Source organism: Rhodococcus sp. WY5, assembly GCF_018588185.1.
Taxonomy (GTDB): domain Bacteria; phylum Actinomycetota; class Actinomycetes; order Mycobacteriales; family Mycobacteriaceae; genus Rhodococcus_F; species Rhodococcus_F qingshengii.
The window spans coordinates 94,418-112,532 of the sequence record NZ_JAAMPR010000003.1; the positions used below are offsets into that span (position 1 = coordinate 94,418).

General features: G+C 62.2%; 22 protein-coding genes. 5 read left to right on the forward strand and 17 right to left on the reverse strand.

Annotation, left to right across the window (positions count from 1 at the left end; genetic code table 11):
• Positions 1-149: 149 nt before the first annotated feature.
• From G4D79_RS31035 to G4D79_RS31075, 9 genes are all read right to left on the reverse strand, one after another.
• Positions 150-377, reverse strand: coding sequence for a hypothetical protein (locus G4D79_RS31035; protein WP_118605433.1), 228 nt, complete (start codon positions 375-377; stop codon positions 150-152).
• 87 nt (positions 378-464) lie between these two features.
• Positions 465-749, reverse strand: coding sequence for a hypothetical protein (locus G4D79_RS31040; protein WP_118605430.1), 285 nt, complete (start codon positions 747-749; stop codon positions 465-467).
• A gap of 101 nt (positions 750-850) precedes the next feature.
• The gene (locus G4D79_RS31045) at positions 851-1,084 is read right to left on the reverse strand and encodes a hypothetical protein (RefSeq protein ID WP_097388318.1); all 234 of its coding nucleotides are present in this window, start codon (positions 1,082-1,084) and stop codon (positions 851-853) included.
• Positions 1,085-1,259: 175 nt separating this feature from the next.
• On the reverse strand, positions 1,260-1,493 hold the full coding sequence (locus G4D79_RS31050; RefSeq protein WP_147343808.1) for a hypothetical protein: 234 nt from the start codon (positions 1,491-1,493) through the stop codon (positions 1,260-1,262).
• 133 nt (positions 1,494-1,626) lie between these two features.
• Complete coding sequence (locus G4D79_RS31055) at positions 1,627-1,800, reverse strand: hypothetical protein (RefSeq protein ID WP_181991993.1); 174 nt, start codon at positions 1,798-1,800, stop codon at positions 1,627-1,629.
• Positions 1,801-1,994: 194 nt separating this feature from the next.
• Entirely contained in the window at positions 1,995-2,162 is a 168-nt protein-coding gene (locus tag G4D79_RS31060) for a hypothetical protein (RefSeq protein WP_157920647.1), read from the reverse strand.
• A 50-nt stretch (positions 2,163-2,212) separates the two neighbouring features.
• Positions 2,213-2,362, reverse strand: a complete 150-nt coding sequence (locus tag G4D79_RS31065; RefSeq protein ID WP_181991992.1) for a hypothetical protein — start codon at positions 2,360-2,362, stop codon at positions 2,213-2,215.
• A gap of 70 nt (positions 2,363-2,432) precedes the next feature.
• Positions 2,433-2,642 (reverse strand): hypothetical protein, encoded by a 210-nt coding sequence (locus G4D79_RS31070; protein ID WP_118605424.1) that lies wholly within the window; start codon positions 2,640-2,642, stop codon positions 2,433-2,435.
• Between the two features lie 46 nt (positions 2,643-2,688).
• The gene (locus G4D79_RS31075) at positions 2,689-2,913 is read right to left on the reverse strand and encodes a hypothetical protein (protein ID WP_147343807.1); all 225 of its coding nucleotides are present in this window, start codon (positions 2,911-2,913) and stop codon (positions 2,689-2,691) included.
• Positions 2,914-3,437: 524 nt separating this feature from the next.
• Between G4D79_RS31075 and G4D79_RS31080 the strand changes: the two genes are divergently transcribed.
• The 4 genes from G4D79_RS31080 (at position 3,438) to G4D79_RS31095 (ending at position 7,755) form a co-directional block, all read left to right on the forward strand.
• Positions 3,438-4,682, forward strand: a complete 1,245-nt coding sequence (locus G4D79_RS31080) for a lipase family protein (protein ID WP_118605526.1) — start codon at positions 3,438-3,440, stop codon at positions 4,680-4,682.
• 45 nt (positions 4,683-4,727) lie between these two features.
• Positions 4,728-5,687, forward strand: coding sequence for an alpha/beta hydrolase family protein (locus tag G4D79_RS31085; RefSeq protein WP_118605523.1), 960 nt, complete (start codon positions 4,728-4,730; stop codon positions 5,685-5,687).
• A 304-nt stretch (positions 5,688-5,991) separates the two neighbouring features.
• Entirely contained in the window at positions 5,992-7,179 is a 1,188-nt protein-coding gene (locus G4D79_RS31090) for an FtsK/SpoIIIE domain-containing protein (protein ID WP_118605418.1), read from the forward strand.
• Between the two features lie 147 nt (positions 7,180-7,326).
• Positions 7,327-7,755 (forward strand): hypothetical protein, encoded by a 429-nt coding sequence (locus G4D79_RS31095; RefSeq protein ID WP_147343806.1) that lies wholly within the window; start codon positions 7,327-7,329, stop codon positions 7,753-7,755.
• Between the two features lie 113 nt (positions 7,756-7,868).
• Here G4D79_RS31095 and G4D79_RS31100 read toward each other — a convergent pair whose 3' ends face one another.
• The 3 genes from G4D79_RS31100 to G4D79_RS31110 form a co-directional block, all read right to left on the reverse strand.
• Positions 7,869-8,285: a DUF2690 domain-containing protein gene (locus G4D79_RS31100; RefSeq protein WP_118605411.1), complete on the reverse strand. Its 417-nt coding sequence runs from the start codon at positions 8,283-8,285 to the stop codon at positions 7,869-7,871.
• A 187-nt stretch (positions 8,286-8,472) separates the two neighbouring features.
• Complete coding sequence (locus tag G4D79_RS31105) at positions 8,473-8,880, reverse strand: hypothetical protein (RefSeq protein ID WP_118605408.1); 408 nt, start codon at positions 8,878-8,880, stop codon at positions 8,473-8,475.
• Positions 8,881-8,963: 83 nt separating this feature from the next.
• Positions 8,964-9,392, reverse strand: coding sequence for a hypothetical protein (locus G4D79_RS31110; protein ID WP_118605405.1), 429 nt, complete (start codon positions 9,390-9,392; stop codon positions 8,964-8,966).
• A 53-nt stretch (positions 9,393-9,445) separates the two neighbouring features.
• On the opposite strand from G4D79_RS31110, the gene G4D79_RS31115 reads away from it, so the two are divergent.
• Positions 9,446-10,012, forward strand: coding sequence for a hypothetical protein (locus tag G4D79_RS31115; protein ID WP_118605402.1), 567 nt, complete (start codon positions 9,446-9,448; stop codon positions 10,010-10,012).
• 92 nt (positions 10,013-10,104) lie between these two features.
• Here G4D79_RS31115 and G4D79_RS31120 read toward each other — a convergent pair whose 3' ends face one another.
• The 5 genes from G4D79_RS31120 to G4D79_RS31140 form a co-directional block, all read right to left on the reverse strand.
• On the reverse strand, positions 10,105-11,115 hold the full coding sequence (locus G4D79_RS31120; RefSeq protein WP_181991991.1) for a hypothetical protein: 1,011 nt from the start codon (positions 11,113-11,115) through the stop codon (positions 10,105-10,107).
• A gap of 79 nt (positions 11,116-11,194) precedes the next feature.
• Positions 11,195-12,343: a hypothetical protein gene (locus G4D79_RS31125; protein WP_118605397.1), complete on the reverse strand. Its 1,149-nt coding sequence runs from the start codon at positions 12,341-12,343 to the stop codon at positions 11,195-11,197.
• 216 nt (positions 12,344-12,559) lie between these two features.
• Positions 12,560-13,540 carry a hypothetical protein gene (locus G4D79_RS31130; protein ID WP_147343805.1) on the reverse strand — a complete coding sequence of 327 codons (981 nt, stop codon included), beginning with the start codon at positions 13,538-13,540 and terminating at the stop codon, positions 12,560-12,562.
• A gap of 2,242 nt (positions 13,541-15,782) precedes the next feature.
• Positions 15,783-16,670: an RNA ligase family protein gene (locus G4D79_RS31135; protein WP_214514819.1), complete on the reverse strand. Its 888-nt coding sequence runs from the start codon at positions 16,668-16,670 to the stop codon at positions 15,783-15,785.
• Between the two features lie 80 nt (positions 16,671-16,750).
• On the reverse strand, positions 16,751-18,052 hold the full coding sequence (locus tag G4D79_RS31140) for a helix-turn-helix domain-containing protein (protein ID WP_118605373.1): 1,302 nt from the start codon (positions 18,050-18,052) through the stop codon (positions 16,751-16,753).
• Positions 18,053-18,115: the final 63 nt, after the last annotated feature.

Below are 18,115 nucleotides of genomic sequence, written 5' to 3' on the forward strand. Positions count from 1 at the left end.
CGTGCCGGGTCGGTCTGTGAGTTGCCGAGAACGGTAGTGTCCCGGCACGCTGATGCATTGGCCGCAATTGTGTTGTATCCCAACGACTACCGGAAATGGTAGTGCCGTTTGGCTTCGCTGTGTCGGATTGCGCCGCGCGACGGCGATGCTTACTTCGCCGCGTCGACTGCTGCCATAGACTTCCTGATTGCCTCACCGCATGCCGTGCATGTGATGCCGTTCCCTGCGGCGGTGAACTCCTCTGTCAGTTCCAGTCCACAGGAGGTGACGGATTCACCGTCGCCTGCGTCGCCGTCAATTTTGTGACTGCGCCCGTTGGGTTTACGGACATTAAAGACTTGAAATTGGATGCCGTCCATAGTGGCGTAGAACTTCATTCGGTTCCTTCCTTCTGTGGGATACGACCCTGAATGCTGCGGGACTGACGCACGCATGCGTCTGCGTCCTAGTGTCAGGACGGAGGATCAGTGATCGCCGACCTCTGCGAGGAGCGCTGAGGTGGCGTTCTCGCGGATCCCGTTGAGCACCTTCCACACTTCGTCCTCGACCTGTTCGAAGGCTTTGTCGAGTGCTGCCTGGATGGTTTCGGTGGGAAGGTTGCACAGTGCTGCCAGCTGATCAGGACCGACGTTCTTGTTGCCGTAATACCAGTCGTCGAACAGGAATTGCAGCGACGCTGGGTTCGACGGGTTGCCGTTCTGCTGGGCGTGACGTCGGCCGGTGGGGTCGGTGGCGAAGAGATCGGACATAGTGGGGGTGCTCCTCGGTATCAGGTCAAGGAATGGTGAGACGATTCTTCGGTTGCGGTGCTGTGGAATCCTCGCGACCGGTTCAGCAACAGGGGCTGTCGTCAGATCTCGATGCCGGTTTCCCATTCCCCGCCGTCTCGGCGTTCTTGGGTGGCCATCTCACCGTTCGGTTCGATCAAGATTGACCATTCGAAGCCGTCGCCCTTCATGAATACTTCAGTCGCGCCGCGTTCGTCGGTTGCTCCGAGTCTCCACTCCCCGGGCACGTTGTACCCCTGCCAGAAGGCGACGACTTCCTGTTGCTTGGGATTGAGCGCTGATATGTCGAATGCCATGTCGGGTCTCCTGTTGATTCTTGTCGATGCGCGTCGTCGGTGCTGTACGCCGCAGTGGGCGTTGTCGTTTCGCGATGGTGGCGCCGTTCACCGGATTCGCTGTATCGCTGTGTCACTGTGGCTGATTCCGGGCGATCCCGGGCACCCAGGTGGCTACGAACACTCAGGTCGGCCGCTATACGGTGATTCCGTCCACCCACGTGCCGCCGGGTTCACGGGAGGATTCGGCGGACTCGCCGAACGGTTCGATGGTCAATGACCATTCGATGTTCTCGCCCTTCATGATTGCTTCGACGACACCGTCTTTGTCGGGCTGTCCGATCAGCCATTGACCTGGCACGTTGAAGGACTGCCAGTGGCTGATGACCTCTTGTTGGCGGTCGGTCAATTTCGGTACTTCGAATGCCATGGACTTTCTCCTGCCAGTCTCGATCTGTGTGTCGATCTGTGTGTTGGTCAGCGCGGCGAAGTTCTGTGCGGTTTCGTTGTGCTGCGTTGGATACGTGGCACCTTCGCCGAGGTGGTGGGCGGGGCTGAGTTGACTACGCGCTCTGTGCGCCTGAGGTTTCGCGTTGGTCGGCATGGGAGCCGCAGTACCCGTCGTACCCTTCTCCGTCGTCGAGGGAGTTCTCGCAGTCCGGCGCGTCGCAGGTATCAGGGTCGTAGTCGGCGAGTTCACTGTCAGACGGCGTCGGCGGCTGGACTGAATTCGGCATGTTCTGTGCTCTTTCGCTTTACGTGTGCGTGGGCGTGCGCCGCTCACGAGCATCCCTGACGATATGACACTTCAGTCACCTATGGTCGGGTGCGAAAGTTGCTGCGGCACGGACGATCCTCATGTCTCGTGACGCTTGCCCGTGCCCGGGGTACGGGTGCGGTCTCACCGACTTTCGCGTGATTGTGTGCGCAGCTAATCTGGCTGGCTGTTCCAGTAGGTGGTGTAGGCGTCGATCTCGTCGGCGGTTGCGACGTGCCAGTTGTGTTCGTCCCCGGGTTGTGGGTATCCGATGACCGGCACGGTTCCGGCGCCGGATCTGTCGGTGTTGTGGGCCATCTGTTCGTCGGCTTGTTCGGTCACAGTTTCTTCCCTGGTGGGTGTTTCGTTCTGCGGGTGGGTTTCTCGATTGACTATTGATCGCGGGGGGTCGGGTCGAGGGATCCGAGTTCACCCTGGTCTTCGATGTGCCGCCTGACTTCGGTCCACTCGCCGCTGTATTCCACGCGGGTGAAGTCGGAGCAGGCTGGCGGCAGCTCGGTGACGGACGGGATGGATGCCACGTAGTGCAGGCCCCCTGCCGCGCCTCTTTGGAATGCACTGGACAGCTGCGGGACTCGGGCCTGGTTCTACTCAGCTGATCGGGGTGTCGACGATGTTCCAGGACTTGATCTCACCGGCGTCGGTTCTGACGAGGTATTCCCAGGTGCCGTCCACGGCGTGCTGTTTGACGACCTCGACGATGGTCGCGGTCCCTCGCGCGATAGCTTCCGGGTACTGCTGGCCACGGTGCCGCACGCGGGCGCCGACTTCGAGGGGGGTTTGGTTGTTGTGGGAAATCACGTTCGCCCCTGTCTGTCGGTGTGCCTTCCCCTCCACGTGCGCGGGCTCATCCGAGTGTCGCGACCAGGGCGCGGGCCTTCGACTTCACCTTCGCGGGTATGTCGGCGGTGCAGTCGGCAAGGCCGTTCGTCCACACGTCACCGAGTTCGTACCCCTCTGCCGCTCGTGTGACCGATGCCGTGAACACTTCATCGTTGCGGGTGTCTTCGACGTGCGCATTCTGCCAGTCGACGGACACCGCCCACGGTCCGACGTTGCTGCTCGCTGCCATCGCCATTGGAGCTCCTCGTGTGTAGTGGAATTGGATCGTCGTCGCCGTGCCGCATGACGCGGCCGGGTGCTGGAAATTGCTTGACAACAAGCTAACTCAGATCGCCGTCGTCGTGTCAGGTCGTGTTCACGCGAGAGCATCGGCGTTCACTGCAGCGTTCCCCCGTGCAATTCCCTTATCCTGCTCATCGCCACGGCGACAAGGCACTTCCACCTCTGAGGTGCACATATTCTCGAGCGCTGGTGGAAATCACCTTCAGGTGGTCAGCGATTCCGCAGACGGCGACTGTGATCCATCCCCCTCTCTGGCGTAACAAAATATTTGCCAGCAATGATCAGGCGATCAGGGAATACGGGCGCCCTGCAGACCCAGACAAGACGAATCCGATAGTTGTTAAGGTTATTTCACGAACCTGAGGAATGCCCACACCAGTGCGTCTTCCCATTCGACTACCCATAGCATCTCGCCCGCAACACGCGCGCGTGCTCGGAGCAGTCGATGCAGCCCCCGATGAAAGGCGACACATGCGCCCCCGTACTGCCCGACCACACGCCCGAAGGATCGGTGCTGTCCTCGCCGCAGCGGCAACCGCCGCCACCGTTGCCACGGTCACCGCGCCGACGGCCAGCGCGGTACCGATCGTGTACCCGGCAGCATTGACCGACGGCTTCTACAACGCCCCGGCAGACCTGGCCGACAAGGCGCCCGGCGAAGTACTGGCCGTCCGCTCCGTCCCGCCACCGGCGTTGTTCTTCGACACCACCGCCGTCCAGCTGAAGTTTCGGTCCACGAACTCACAGGGCGCTCCCATCGCCGCAGTGACCACGGTTCTCTCCCCCACCGGCGCCGCACCCGCTCGCCCAGTGCTCTCGTTCCAGCACATCGTCAACGCCCTCGGGTTGCAGTGCGCGCCGTCACAAGCTCTGTACACCGCGGACCCGAACCTGATGATCCGTGAAGCACCCGCCCTCAACGGCGCACTGCAGCAGGGCTGGTCCGTCGCCATTCCCGATCACCTGGGGCCGACCAGCGCGTACGGAGCAGCTCGACTGGGTGGGCAGATCACCCTCGACGGGATCCGCGCTGTCAAGAACCACACGCCGCTGGCCCTGACCGACAGCCCTGTCGGGTTGGCCGGTTACTCCGGCGGCGGCATGGCAACTGCAATGGCCGCGGCGCTCGCACCGACGTACGCGCCGGAACTCGAGCTCGCTGGCAGCGCCTTCGGTGGCGCTCCGCTGAACATCGGCAAAATGGCGAAGGGCCTCGGCGATGCACCGCACCCGGTGTTCGGGTTGGCGATGGCCGCAGCAATGGGACTCGAACGTGAGTACCCGCAGCAGATGCCCGTCAGTGAACACCTCAATCCCGAGGGTGTCGCCCTGCGCGATTCGATCGCCAACTCCTGCACCAACGACATCATCGCGGGCGGCGCGGGCCGCAGCATCGCCGCCGTCGCAGACACCATCAACGGAACCGCCCTGCTCGACGACCCGTCGATCCAGGCCGTCTTCGCCGACAACAGCGTCGAAGCGCTGCCCTCCGTTCCGAACGCACCTATCTACGAATGGCACGCCAACGACGACGTCCTGATCCCCGTCGACGCGATCACCTCCACCATGCACCGCTACTGCGATGCCGGTGTCCCGGTCCAGTCCGAATCGGTGTGGAGTCCGGACCACCTCTCCGCGGCCGTGGTTGGTCTTCCCGGCGCCATCTCGTTCCTCACTGACCGCTTCGCAGGCGTCACTCCGACCAGCAACTGCTGACCGACAGGTAAAGGAATCACTGTGCACAAACACACCACGCACCGCATGCGGCGAACCGCCATGCGCATCGGTGCCACCGTTCTAGCCGGAGCGATCGCGTTCGGCGCTGCCGGTACCGCGACAGCCGCACCGGCGAACCATCGGGCGCCCGCCGGAGGATACGAAGAGGTCTTCGTTCCCTCCGAGATGGGGCCGGTGAAGGTTCAGATCCAGTGGGCAGCGCGCGGCGGCGACGCAGCGTTGTATTTGCTCGACGGCCTCCGCGCCCGCGACGACGTCAACGGTTGGACCCTCGAAACCGACGCCGCGCGCCAGTTCGCCGACGACGACGTCACTTTGGTCATGCCGGTCGGCGGTGAGTCGAGCTTCTACACCGACTGGCTCGCACCGTCGAACTTCAACCGCCAAGGCGTGACGTACAAGTGGGAAACGTTCCTCACCGAGGACCTCCCCGATTACCTCGCGACGCGCGGTGTCTCCCGCACCAACAACGCGGTCCTCGGACTTTCCATGGGCGGTAGCGCCGCCCTGTCCCTGGCAGCGCATCACCGCGACCAGTTCAAAGCCGCAGCAGCGTATTCCGGGTATCTGAACCTGTCCGCCCCGGCGATGCGTGAAGCCATCCGAGTCGCGATGCTCGACGCGGGCCGCTTCAACGTCGACGCGATGTGGGGTCCGCCGTGGGGCAACGGTTGGCTGCGAAACGATCCGTTCGTGTTCGCACCCACCCTCAAGGGACTGCCGATCTACGTCTCCGCCGCGAGCGGCCTTCCGGGACAGCACGACCAGCCCAAGGGCATAGTCGGACACGTCAACAACGCCAGCGCCATGGCGCTGGAGGCACTGTCCCTCGCTCAGACCCGCGCCTTCCAGATCCGCCTCGACACTCTCGGCATTCCCGCGCAGTTCAGTTTCCCTGCCGCCGGTACGCACAGTTGGGGTTACTGGCAGGACGAGTTGGCCAAGTCTCGTCCGATGCTGCTCGACGCCCTCGACGCACACTGATCCAACTGGCCCAGCGCGCGCCCCGAACCGAACAGGTTCGGGGCGCGTTGTCGTTTCCTGACCCAGATCGACTGCGACACGGCCCATCCCGCAAGGTGGTGTTGCGGAGTTGCTGCGCGCCAGATAGTTTCATCGGTATACGGCTCACCACGCGAGCCGTTCCCCGTTGAATCCGTTCCCGTGCCGGACGATTCTTTGGAGGGCAAGGGTCTCGGACTCGCGTGAGAAACAACCCCTGTATGTGCAGCGCATCCAGGTGGGCACGGAACCGGATGCACCACTGACACATGGAGGACCAAAAGTCATGCGAGACAACACCGCAATGAAGAAGAAGGCCCGCGCCCGCGCGCAGGCGACCGGCGAAAAGTACGTCACCGCGCAGAAGCAGATCGCCGCACAGGCGCCCGAACCGGTCGCCCCTCGATTCCCGACCTTCGCCACACTGCCGAGCCCGACGCGGATACCGACAAGCGTCGACGAAGCGAGCGAGATGTACCCCACCTTCCGCATGCAGCTCGGGATCGACGAATCCGGTGACATCGTCGGGGTCGACCTGGCCAAGAACCCGCACGCACTGTTCTTCGGCGTGACCGGATCCGGCAAGTCTGTCCTCACCCGTACGGTGATCGAGTCGTGCCGGTCCGCTGGGTGGATGCTCTTCCTCTGCGACGGCAAAGGCACCGACTACGAGGGTCTGCATCGGCAGCCCGGTATCGTGGCGATCTCGCAGCGCACTGCCGACCACATGCGCATGGTGAGGATGGTGGCCGACGAACTGCGCGGCCGTCAGGCAGATGCCTGGGCACGCAGGCAGGCGGGAGAACGCGGTCCGTTCCCATGCCCGCCACTGTTGCTGCTGCTCGACGAGTACGCCACGATACGCGCGAGCATCCGGGACGTATACGGCACCGATTTCCACGAGTTCGATTCGGATGTTCAGCTCATTGCACGCATCGGCCGCGAATTCAGGGTGCACGTGATCGTGGCTACTCAGGACCCTTCTCCGCGCGCTATCCCGGCGCCCTTGCTCGAAAATCTCAGCACACGTGTCGCGCTCGGCCCCTCGGACAACGCGGCGGCGTGCACCGCATTCCCCTATCCTCATCGCGCGACAGCACGCCGAATCATCGAGTCCTTCGGAAGCCACGCTCGCGGCAGGGGTTTGGTGGCGTTCACCGGTGAGGACGGCGGCAGCCGGATCGTGGAGATCCAGACGTTCATCGGCTATACCCCCGGCGATGCCAAGCGCGCTCCGGGTGGGGACGCTGACGTCACGCACAACGCGCACGAAGTCAGCAACAAGGTCCCCTCGCTGTACCCCCGACTCTGGTTCCAAGTCGACGGCCCCCATTATGGGCAGCCCCTCAGCGCTTTGTACGCCTGCCCGACAGTCGCGCTCGATCGACCCGACGGCACCCCCGACCCTGACATGGAGCAGTACGATCCGCTTCATCCGTCATATCTCGGCGCGGCCGACGCATTCCGTCATTGAGGCCCCGGTTCACGGAGGACTGATCGATCTCGTAGCTCACACCTCGCCCTGACGTCGTGCCCCGAACTGATAGCCGGTTCGGGGCACGACACATCAGTGGATTCTCATTCACACTGTCGCCCGGCATTTTCATTGCAGACTCGAGTAATGTCGCGAGGTATGGAGTCCTCACCGCACAGAATTCACCTCGCCGAAGGTGCAAAGAAGACCGCTAACATCGAGAACCTTATCGACCATGCCCACAGTTCCGGATCGATCGTCTATGCCGTAGGTGTACGCGGCGAAATCGCTGATCGGCTCAACCGCGACACCGGCGTTGCAGAAGTGTCGGAAACAGCTGCCGAACACGTTGCGCTCGCAGCGAAGGCCGTCGAGGAGGCACGCTCCCGCAAGACTGCAAACGCCGACAGCGAACTGGCCCAACTACTTCTGGTCGTCCACGACCTCCCTGCTGTGGAGAGCGAGTTGAAATCTGCTCCCGATGGCGCCGAGCTACTTGCATCGTTCGAACGTGATCTCTCATTACTGATGCGGGAGTGCCGAGAACTCAACATGCGTGTTCTTCTGAGTATCTAGTGTCCTCACTACTGTGCCCCGCTTGATCATCCGGCGGGGCACACTCGATATCGGATCGGAGATCTAGGGCTACGTCCCTCGACGAAATTCGGAGTCACCGGCCTCGTCAGGTCTCACAAACACACTGTGTCCGTGACACCCCAACCGCCCCATATCGATGCCTTCACACAAAGGCTCGGCGAGTAGATCATCTTCGACCACGAATTGGTGCCGTTGTTGTTGCTGTACTCCTGGGGGTAACCGCCGTACTGCACTGCCTTGATACTGCTGGTCACAAAATTTGCTTGCGCCCAGTTGGTTTTGCACGTCGGCGACCACCGGAGGTTGACCTGCGCGGTTCCACCACTCCCGTACACGTATGCGCTGGCTATTGTTTTGGCATCGCCGGAGCACCCCGACGACAGAGGGTCGACGCCCGAACAGTAGTCCCCGTAACAGGTGACTGCCGATGCCGACGGCACATTGACAAGAGCCGCGGAGAACGTCAACACCGCCACTGCTGCAGCCTTTTTCAGGAAACTGACCTTCATTGTCGGATCCTTTCGCTCGGACGAGGACGGCCTGAGTGCGCACTACCAACCGTTCGGGAACGCTCACGCTAGCTCGGCGGTCACCCAACTAGTGGATGAATGCACGCCAATTCAGTCGAACAGATGACAAGGCCAGGAGAACCGGACCTCACCCGCGCCGCCGAACGCCCGCTCAGATCTCCTCGGATCAGCGGCCGGTGACCAGTGGAGCGAGCGTGAAGATCTCGACCGACTCGTCGTAGTCGACGAGTCCGCGAATCAGGAGTCCGAGCAGGTGTCGTCGCATACCCGGCCCCGGGTTGCGGGCGCTCCACGTCCGACGCTTGAGGACCTGCCCGTAGACGTCGAGTTGCTTGGGTGTCGCGGCTGGGCCGACCATGTATTCACCGACGCGGCACGAGGTGTGGATCCGGTACCCGTCTGCATCGGTTTTGCAGTCCGGGGCACACTCGTCGATGTACTCCGCCGTCCACTGCTCATGGGCGAAAGTGGCGGACGAGTCGAGGTCGCGGAGTGCTTCCTCGGTGGTGCGCACGAACGCGGCGAATTCGTCTGCAAAGACGAGCCTTCGGATGTTGCCGTCGTCGTGCAGCATGTCGCGATGCCTTCCTGTCGTGGCCTGGTGCGGCTCTGCAGTACACCCTGCGTCGTGGTGGACAGCGCAGGGGTGTCGCCTTGTCAGAGCAGGTCGGCGAGGCGATCACCGAGTTCGAGGCGGGTGCGCGTCACGAACGGCTGGAGTAGTCGGTCGAGTTCCGGGGTTCGTGTGGCGAAATTGTATTCCGTGCAGCCCGGCGGGACTGATCGGCCACAGATACCGGGTAGCTGCCAAGCGTAATCGACGTCGAGGACGACGATTTCGGTGACCGGCCAGGATCCTCCGTCGTCCTCGCCTACACACACCTGAATGTGGATGGCTGCGTCCTGTTCGGGCCGCTGGACGCGAAATCCTTTTCCGTGCAGTGCGGTTGAGATGATCGCGAGCCGTACGACATCTCCGTCGATGGCGAGGCGGCTGGGTCTCACCAGCTCGGCCGTGTGTCCCGATGTCCTGATCCAGTCCAGGAGGATGGCGGTTCCGTGCTCGACTACCTGCGCTGTGCTCACTGGGGCCTCCCAAAGGTCATCAACATTGCCGAGTGAAATGCTAGCATGGATACATGGCACGCCAACCGCACGCACTGACAATCGAACCGGTCGATCTGTCGCCCCTCCTTACCCACACGATCCCCACCGTCGCAACAGAACTCGGTATCTCCCGCCCCATGGCAGAAAGACTGATCCGCGCCGAACTGGGCGGACCGGCGAGTTTCGACGGCACAAACCTGACCGCGACCAACGAGGCCATGAACGCCCTCCTCACCCAACGCGACAGGTGGGCGGACACCTCCGTCCACGGCATCGCGGTTCGCGTCGGCCCGGCGTGGTGGAGCCCCGAGGAAGGTCGCTACATCGGATGGCATCGCCGACTCGACGGCAAGTATCGGGACGACGCCATCCGCCAGGTCTGGGCCGTCCGCGGCGCTCCAGAACTGGTCGGCGCGGCGTTCCTCGCGACCATCGGCGGCTGGATCACCGAAGTCCGCCGCATCGTCGACGTCGAACCCGTTCACGGCGGATGGGCGTTCGATCTCGGCCCATGCACCCAGACCCAGCAGCGCGCATATTCCGGAAGGCGCATCCCGTCGACACCCGGCCGTCAGGTCATCCGGCTCGGCGAGTCCTGACTTCCGTGGCGTTCGGCTGGCGCCGCAGCATCACGACCGAGCAGTAAACCTCCGTGACCTCGTTCATGCTTGACCGGGTGGCCGGTTTCGTGTCACGTCGAACGATTGCCGCCCCGCCCCGGCGGATCTATCCGCTTCGCGCGGTCCACCGGCTCTCCCGGGTGAATGCGTTGCCGGAGTTCGTCGGCGGCTGCGTCGTCCAGGTCGGCATGGATCGTGCCCGCAGCCCAGTCCCACAACGGAGTCGACCAAACGTAATGGGGAACACCCCATTTCGGTTCCCATCCCTCTACACTCCGCGGACGGCGAGAGAGCATCGCTACACGGTTCGACGCGTCGAAACCCCCAGAGTCCGTTGAGCGGATGCTGTCCGGGGTGAAATCGACAGGCACTCGGACCGTCAATTGTGCATCGGTCACGTTGTTCGTGAACCACTGCACCTGCTCGCGTTGCGCGGCAAGCTGCTCGTCTCGAAGCAGTTGCTGATGCTCTTCCGGTGTGACGGCAGGCCCATCCCACATGAACAGCGCCTCATCCATTGTTTCGCCGACGGTGACGTCGACGAACCGCGAGCCTTCCCCAACCTCGTCGATGCGGTAGCCGAGCATCTGTCCGGATTCGACATCGACCCAGATCCGGAGTGGATACGGCTTGCCTTCCGGTGGAGCGAGTTGCACTGTCCAACAATCCCGTCCAGCGAATTCGGCGGCTTCGACTTCCCCAGCGGGTTGGGCGAAGTCGTTTCCGGCCCATTCGGCGGCGCTGCGGCGGTGGAGCAGGAATTGGTTGGGACCTAGATAGATAACGCGGTCGGGTGAACCTACGAGTGGCCGGTCGGCTCGGCCGGTGAAGTCCCATGCCCGAACGCCGTCGCTGATGAAGACCGGTTCTCCGTCGATGTTTTCGACTCTGATCTTGTTGCCGTGCCGCCAGACCCGGCAGCCGTGGCCTAGCACGACCATCAGTGGAGGCTGCCCACTGTAAGCGAATCCGCCGGTGAACGACTCGGAAACGCCCTCGGCACGGACTCCGTGAATCGTTCCACGTAGAGGAAGATCGGGTCCGGCAGTCAGAGCCGTGAGCACTTCGATCCAGGCGGTCATGTCCGCAGCCTAGCCCTCACTTTGTGCTCAGGCCGCCCGCCCACGTAGTAGCGACGGAACGTCGGGACTGGTAGAAGTGTCAGCTGCCGAAGATCGAGCCGAGGGACCCGAGGGACCCGGTCGGGGATGACCGGACCGTGACCGTTACTTCGAGGTTGACGGGGGCACCGACACCGTTGTCGGCAGCCAGCCTGAACTTGTAGCTACCTGCGGCGATCGGCGTCCCGGACAGGGTCGGGACACCCGTGACCGGATCCTTCGCGAACGTAGTTCCGGGCGGGAGCTTCGCCGCATCGACAACGGTCACGGCAGGAATCGGTGTTCCGATAGCAGTGAAGCTGCGAGACAGACTCGTTCCGACGGTGCCGGTCAACGTAACGGGCGCAGTGTCCGCAAACACCGGAGCGACAGGAGCCGGAGAAACAGTCGCCGTCACATCGAGGGTCGTGGGGGTTCCGACCCCATTGGAAGCGGTGAGTGTGAAGTCGAATGTGCCTGGGGTGGTCGGCGTCCCGGTCAGGGTCGGGACACCCGTGACCGGATCCTTCGCGAACGTAGTTCCGGGCGGGAGCTTCGCCGCATCGACAACGGTCACGGCAGGGGTGGGCGTTCCGGTGGCAGTGAAGCTGCGGGACAGGCTCGTTCCGACGGTGCCGGTCACCACGACGGGTGTCGGGTCGGCGAACCCTGCACTGACAAGAGTGGGAATGGTCGGCGCCCGGAGGACCTCATAGGCAATGCTGCAGCACCGCGGGCTAGCCGCCGCCCACCCCTGAGCTCCAGCAGGGCGCTCGAATACGACGCCATCGACCTTCACTACCTCAGTGAGACGCGTCGCCGTGCTAGCTGCCGGATTCCAACGTGCGAGACGAATCCAGTTGCCCTCACTGAGGTCTGAGCGGACGACGGTGTAACACCACATGCCCATCCCGTAAGGCGTGCGGATGTCATCGACCCACGTGTCGAACCTGACGTTTGACATCCACTCCCCGTGCCAAGTGTCCTCGGGCGCGTCCCAGGGGCCCCAGTCGCTCGGCTTTCCGTCGTTGACCTGAAAGGCAAGGTTGTTTCCCTCCTTCGCGTCTGAACAGAACTGGGCGTGGTAGGAGATTGCCGTGTCGGCCGAGGCGACACCGACTCCTCCGGTAAGCGCAATGCCCGCGGCGACCAGGAGGGCGGCAGCGATGCGGCCCCATCGAGTCCGGCGACGAAGATCAGGTGTTGTCACGGTTGGTGTGCCTTTCCGACAGAATCCCCACGGGATGTATCCACACGGAGGTGCGGAGCGGCCACGGAAAGCAACCACGAGAAAGAAACATAACGGACACTCGCCTTGATATACGCACGCCGGTAGTGATTCGGCGCAGTAGCGCGAAGTCTCGGAATCGATCAATTGATGGACTACGTCCAAACGTCGCGGACAGGAGTGTGGCGGCGGCTTCTATTATCCATCGATCACCGACGCGTATGGACGGCGTGGGTCCCGTGACTTGCCGTGCTTCATGACTGTGTCGATCGCTACGCGCACACTGGAGCAAGCCTCGTCGTATGTCGCGGCCCCTCCCGCGTGAATGGTGTTGTTACGCAGGTCGGCGAGTTGCTTCAACGCCGGATGCGGGGTGTAGTCCTCAACTCTGGTCGCCACCCATTTCGACCGACTTATCAAGCCCTGGCGACCGTTGTACTTCTCTCCGGTGGACGCTTCGGTTTTGGCTACCAGATCGATTAGGCAGATTTCTACTGCCGTCGCTGCGTCCAGCACAGCTTTCCGCGTGTCACCACGCACCAGAGCGGCCCTACTGTCACGCCACAATTGATGCTCGATCGGCGGCTGGTCCCCATCTCCTACTCGTTCCAGGATGGCGCGCAAAAAATTCTGGGAGAGAGGGGTGGGTGTCGGTGTCGAAATTCGGACTCCCCCGTCGATCCATTGACCATGCCGCCACGTCAGCAGACCTGGCCCGATGGAATTGGAGTCATAGATTGGCTGTCTATGGTTGATATCTTCGCCGGTCACGACGGACACCCAGTTCTCTACCTGCGAGAACCAATGTCCAATGTGATTGGCCGTGACATCAGCGATTTTCGCGGTCCGAGGCTGCCCACGATGATGTGGTGATTCCCAAACCTCCCGATCGTCCTCGCGCAGCTCTAAACCAATCCGTCGCAATCCGGTCGCGTTGTCGGTGCCGAAAGATGCGTATGTCGTCGACCACTGAGGAACCTCGTCCCCTGGTTCGACTGCCCATGCCTCATCGGGGACGCCGACGAGAGTGGGTGCAATCGCCAGGTCGGACGGTCCTACGCGCGGAGGTGTTACCACCGTTGCCCGCACCGGACCGATATAGGTTTCATACCGGCAATCGAGCGCACCCATCTCGACCCAAATATGGTGCGGCAGTGAATATTGTGCTGAGAGAATCATCCTTGCCCTATCCAGTCGGCGTTCAGGCGAACATTCCAGGATACAGGAGTGCCCTGACCTGAGCTGTCAGATTCACCTCGGAAGAGTTTGAGAGAGATTCGAAGATGGAGCGCAGCGCACGGGAGACACCGGTGCCGGGGTCGAATACCGTCACTGAGCCGGGGGAACTCAGCGGAGGTTCCTAGGAGGAACGCTGTGGGGGCGAACGCGTCAAACACGATCTAGTCAGAATTGAGTGGGGGTTGGCGTCGTACGAGATTCCAGCCCGTCACTGAAACGAGTGTCCCGACCGCGGACCCGAGAAGGGGTCCACCGACGATCAGTCCAATGATGAATCGATTAACCGAGACCGTCTCGATCCGGAACGATTGGAGATCGTGCGGCTGGTAGCTGGCTGTGTAGATCGTGAAGGGTTGGGAGACGTACCACCACAACACGGCAGCACCTACGAGCCCACACACTAAGCCGAATCCAGCGAAGACCAACACAGTAGCGGTCGCCGAACGGTGTTGCGCCTTCAAAACTTCTCTTCCCGAGCCACACACGCACGCTACCCAATGCGATGCATCCCGGTAAGGAGCGCAATAACACCGTGTCTCCCACATCCGCGAAGCGAACGTGGCCTCAACAGGTCAACGCACCACTACTGGTGAGATGGTGCGTGATCGAGGTTCCGCCGAAACCTCTAGTTGCTGTGTCAGTAGCCCCCTCCGCAGGTGCTGATGACACCCGTAGCTGACGCTGGCCGATTCAGGTTCTGTGGCTCAGCTTGACCTTCAGGGCTGTAGCGATGACTACGAGCGATACTGCTGCTGTGATGAAGTTTTCCCACCCGAGTGCGAAGTAGTTCACAGCTGAGTCGAAATCCAATGTCTTGCAGGAGGCTACGGGAAATGGGATCCACGCCCATCCTGCGTCTTCGAGCGCACCGCTGGAATACAAATTTGATCGACAGAGCGCTGGCGCAGAGGCCGGGAACCCCCACCGCGATGTCACACCGAAACTGACGATCAATCCAATTATGCCGATTACCAGCGCGAGGGATGAGGCGTTGAAGAAAGCTCGTCCTACACCTCCGGATGAATTCATTTGCGCAGCGTACGTTCTCGCCGGATCCAGATACTGACCAGTCGAGCGTTCCGGCTTGGTGAAGCGCGCCCTGCTTCGTTCTGTCACCGCGGGGTCAGTCAGGTTATTGAGGAGACGTCCCCTTCTTCTGATTTCGATTGCACAACGCATTGACTGCCAGACTGGGGAGCCCGTTCACCAGACCGAGCGCAACAACCGCCAAACCTCCCACCAACAGCGGCTCTGTACCCCAATACGGGCCCAAAATACGCACCGTACCAACGATACTCAGCACCCAGCTCACAGTCTGGGCACGACGAACCTGCCCGGAGAGGCGCGACGAGGACGCACTGGGAGGCGGCGGGCAGCTGCCGACCGTAACCTTCACCGGCCGCAATACGAGCGGCGAAAAGGTGGAAGGTGATGGCGAAGGCCAGAAATAACAATCCGATCAGCATGTGCGCCCTTTCAATTCCTTCATCGACCGTAGCCGCTATTGATCGCAACGAAGGCAAGACGGTCAGATGTCATCCCTGTAGCGCTCCATCGTCTCCGCATGGCGGGCGTGGATGCTCGATGTTCGGGTATGTGATCAAATTCGACGATGAGGCTTTACGGTGCACGCCCGGGTCGACTGTTTGTGTGTGTTGCCGTCGTTGTCGGGGCGCTCGCGTTGGGGTTTGGTGGTCCTGCGGTGTACCGGTGGGTGGACACACGATCTGCAGAGAAGGCGGCAGTGTCGATGGCAACGGACCTCGGGTTGCAGCTGTCCGACGACGACTCGGTGCTGTACTCCGAGACATACCCTTCGTTTCCCGACTCTTCTGCGTTCTTGGTCATCGAGTCGAATTCACCAGAACGGGCGGCGAACCTTCGGACTGATTCGGGGCTGATCTCCTGCGCCCCAACCGTTTCCTATGACCTGGACCAAGTGCCATCGGGATTCCGTCCAGCCTCGCCGGAAGGGTTGGTAGCGTGCGAGTCCCCGGTGACCGGCCGAGGCTACTTGCGAGCGGTGTGGAGTCCAACGGCAGGGCACGACAACCGAATGTTCCTGTCGGCAATTCAGATGTGAAGCTGGGGAACCGAAGCTGCTGGAAGGACCGCTGAGGATGCATCAGTGACCCGATCTGTCGGGCAAACCGTCCGGGGAAATATGGCCGAAGATCTCGATTTAGGTTGTATCCGTTCGCAATAACGGGGCGGTTATGTCGTCGACGGACTTATCGGTGCGGAGCCCTTTGTACGACGGGTGACGAAGTGCGCCGCCGGTGTACTCGCGGTATTCGACATCGCAAATAAGCAGTGGCTCAACCCATCTGACATTTCTGGCCACAGAGGGTGGCGGCGCGACTGCGAACGGGCTGGTCGGGCGTTCGAGTTCCTGGAGTTGCGCCCAAAGGTCCCGCCGCGTCCGGGCAGTGAAGCCGGTGCCGACATGCCCAAGTTGGATCAAGGAACCACTATCGTCGTGGGCGTCGAGGACCAACGATCCGATTCCGCGGCTGGCGGTTCCGGAGCCGGGCAGGTATCCACAGATGACGGCGGTGGTCTTGGCTCTGACCGGGCATTTGATCCACCGTGGGGACCGTTTCCCCGGCTGGTACGTCGAGTCCGTTCTCTTGGCGACTATGCCCTCGAGATGGTGTTTGCGGGCCACCTCGAGCATCGCGGCGCCATCGATGTCGAGCCAGTGCGGGGGTACGACGATCCGGTCGCCGATGAGACCCAGATCTTCGGGCACTGCCCGTCGCTCGAGGTACGGCAGCGGCATCGTCGATTCGCCGTCGACCGTGAGGACATCGAACGGGTAGTAGGTCACTGGAACGGATCTGCGGACCTGTGCAGTCGGGGCCTGCACGTGCATGCGGCGCTGCAGAAGCGAGAAGGATGGGGCCCCGCGGGCGTCGAGCGCGACTATCTCCCCGTCCAAGACCACTTCACGGTTGCCGAGCTGCTCAGCGAGCGCGTCGACGATCTCGGGAAACGACCGGGTGATGGCGTTTCCGTTGCGTGACCACAGGACCGGCGCGGGTTTGCCGGTGGCGGCGATCGCTCTCAATCCATCCCACTTTTACGTCACACCGGGGAGGTCGCATTTCCCGGGGTGGCGCGGATTCTCTCCGACCCCTCATCGCCGAATCAGCGTAGTTCCGTCCGGAGGGCCTCGAGTGTGTCGACGCCGCCCTGCGCAACGCAGTCCAGTGCGAGCTCGGATGCTGCCCCCCGCAGGGTGTCGTCGTCGGCCATTGCGTCGAGCGAGATGTCCACTGGCACAAATGCCTTGATCGGAATCGTATGTACTGGCGCGGGATAGAAGTCGTCGGCAGCTGTCGGTGCGTACGGTTCGGGGGCGTCGAGTTCGCCCGGCCCGTGGATGGTGATCGGGTCACTGCCTTCCCAGGCCAGGCCGACCCGCAACTCGTACGAGCCCGTCATCCCCAGTGACCGGGCGGCCGAAGTGAGGACGGCGAGAAACGATCCCACAGCCACTTCTACGAGCACAGAAGTCACCTCGTGCGGTTCGGTGTTGCTCACGATCCCTCCGAGTGTCCAGGCCAGGCTGACGGCACCGTTGTCGTGCACAGAGGCCTGAGCCGAGCGGTACCGGGAGTGAGCGCCGTCCTCGCGGTCGTATCGGGCTGTTTGGCGACGGAAGCCACGACGGGCGCGTTCCAAACTCGCGCCCTTGTCAAGCAGTGGACTGCTCCTCTCATGGAAAGGGAAGAGCGTGTTCTGCAGCAAGTGGGCGTTCTGGAATATGTAGGTCGCCTTCGCGCCGGTGATACGACCAAGACTCGGCGGCCTCGGGGTTTCCGGCGCTGCTACGGCGACGAAGGTGACGCGTGAGTCTGCGTGAGAGGAACCGGCGACCTCGTCGTAGAGACCGTGAAGTCGGGCCGTGAAGTCGCCGCGGTCGGCGAACCGGGATCTGTACGCCGCTGCCAGCTGGCGCTCTTTCATCCACTGCGTCTGCGTTCCATCCCTGAAAGGCGCCCTGAAATCGATGTCGTTCCTGATGAGGAGGTGCGGTGCGTCCAACGAGGGGGCGATGGTGATGACGAGTACCGATCCCTCGTCGTTGATGAGGTTGTCGAATGCCACGTCGGAGACAGGAGGATACGTGTTGTTGAAGATGACGTCTCGGTACCGCCGCGCGTCGAGGTCGTTCCACTGGACCGGCTCGTCGAAGCCGACGGCTTTCGACGTCGGCTTGTCTTCGGAAACGCCAACAACGATGATTCCTCCGCCTGAGTTTGCCATTGCAGCAACGTCTTTCGCGAGTTCATCCTTCCAGACAAGTCCCTTGTGCTCGTGACGTTTGCCTTTCCAATCGAGATCGGCCTGCTCGGGAAGCCCAGCGTCGACGGCCTGCTCGATCAGCGTCCAGGTCAGTGGCTGCGGTTCGAGGCCGAGGCCCCGATGGATGGCGGTGAATTGCATCCCCACATAGTGCCGGATTCTGGCAGGCGGAGCCCTGCTGGCACCCGACGGTAGCGAACGCTA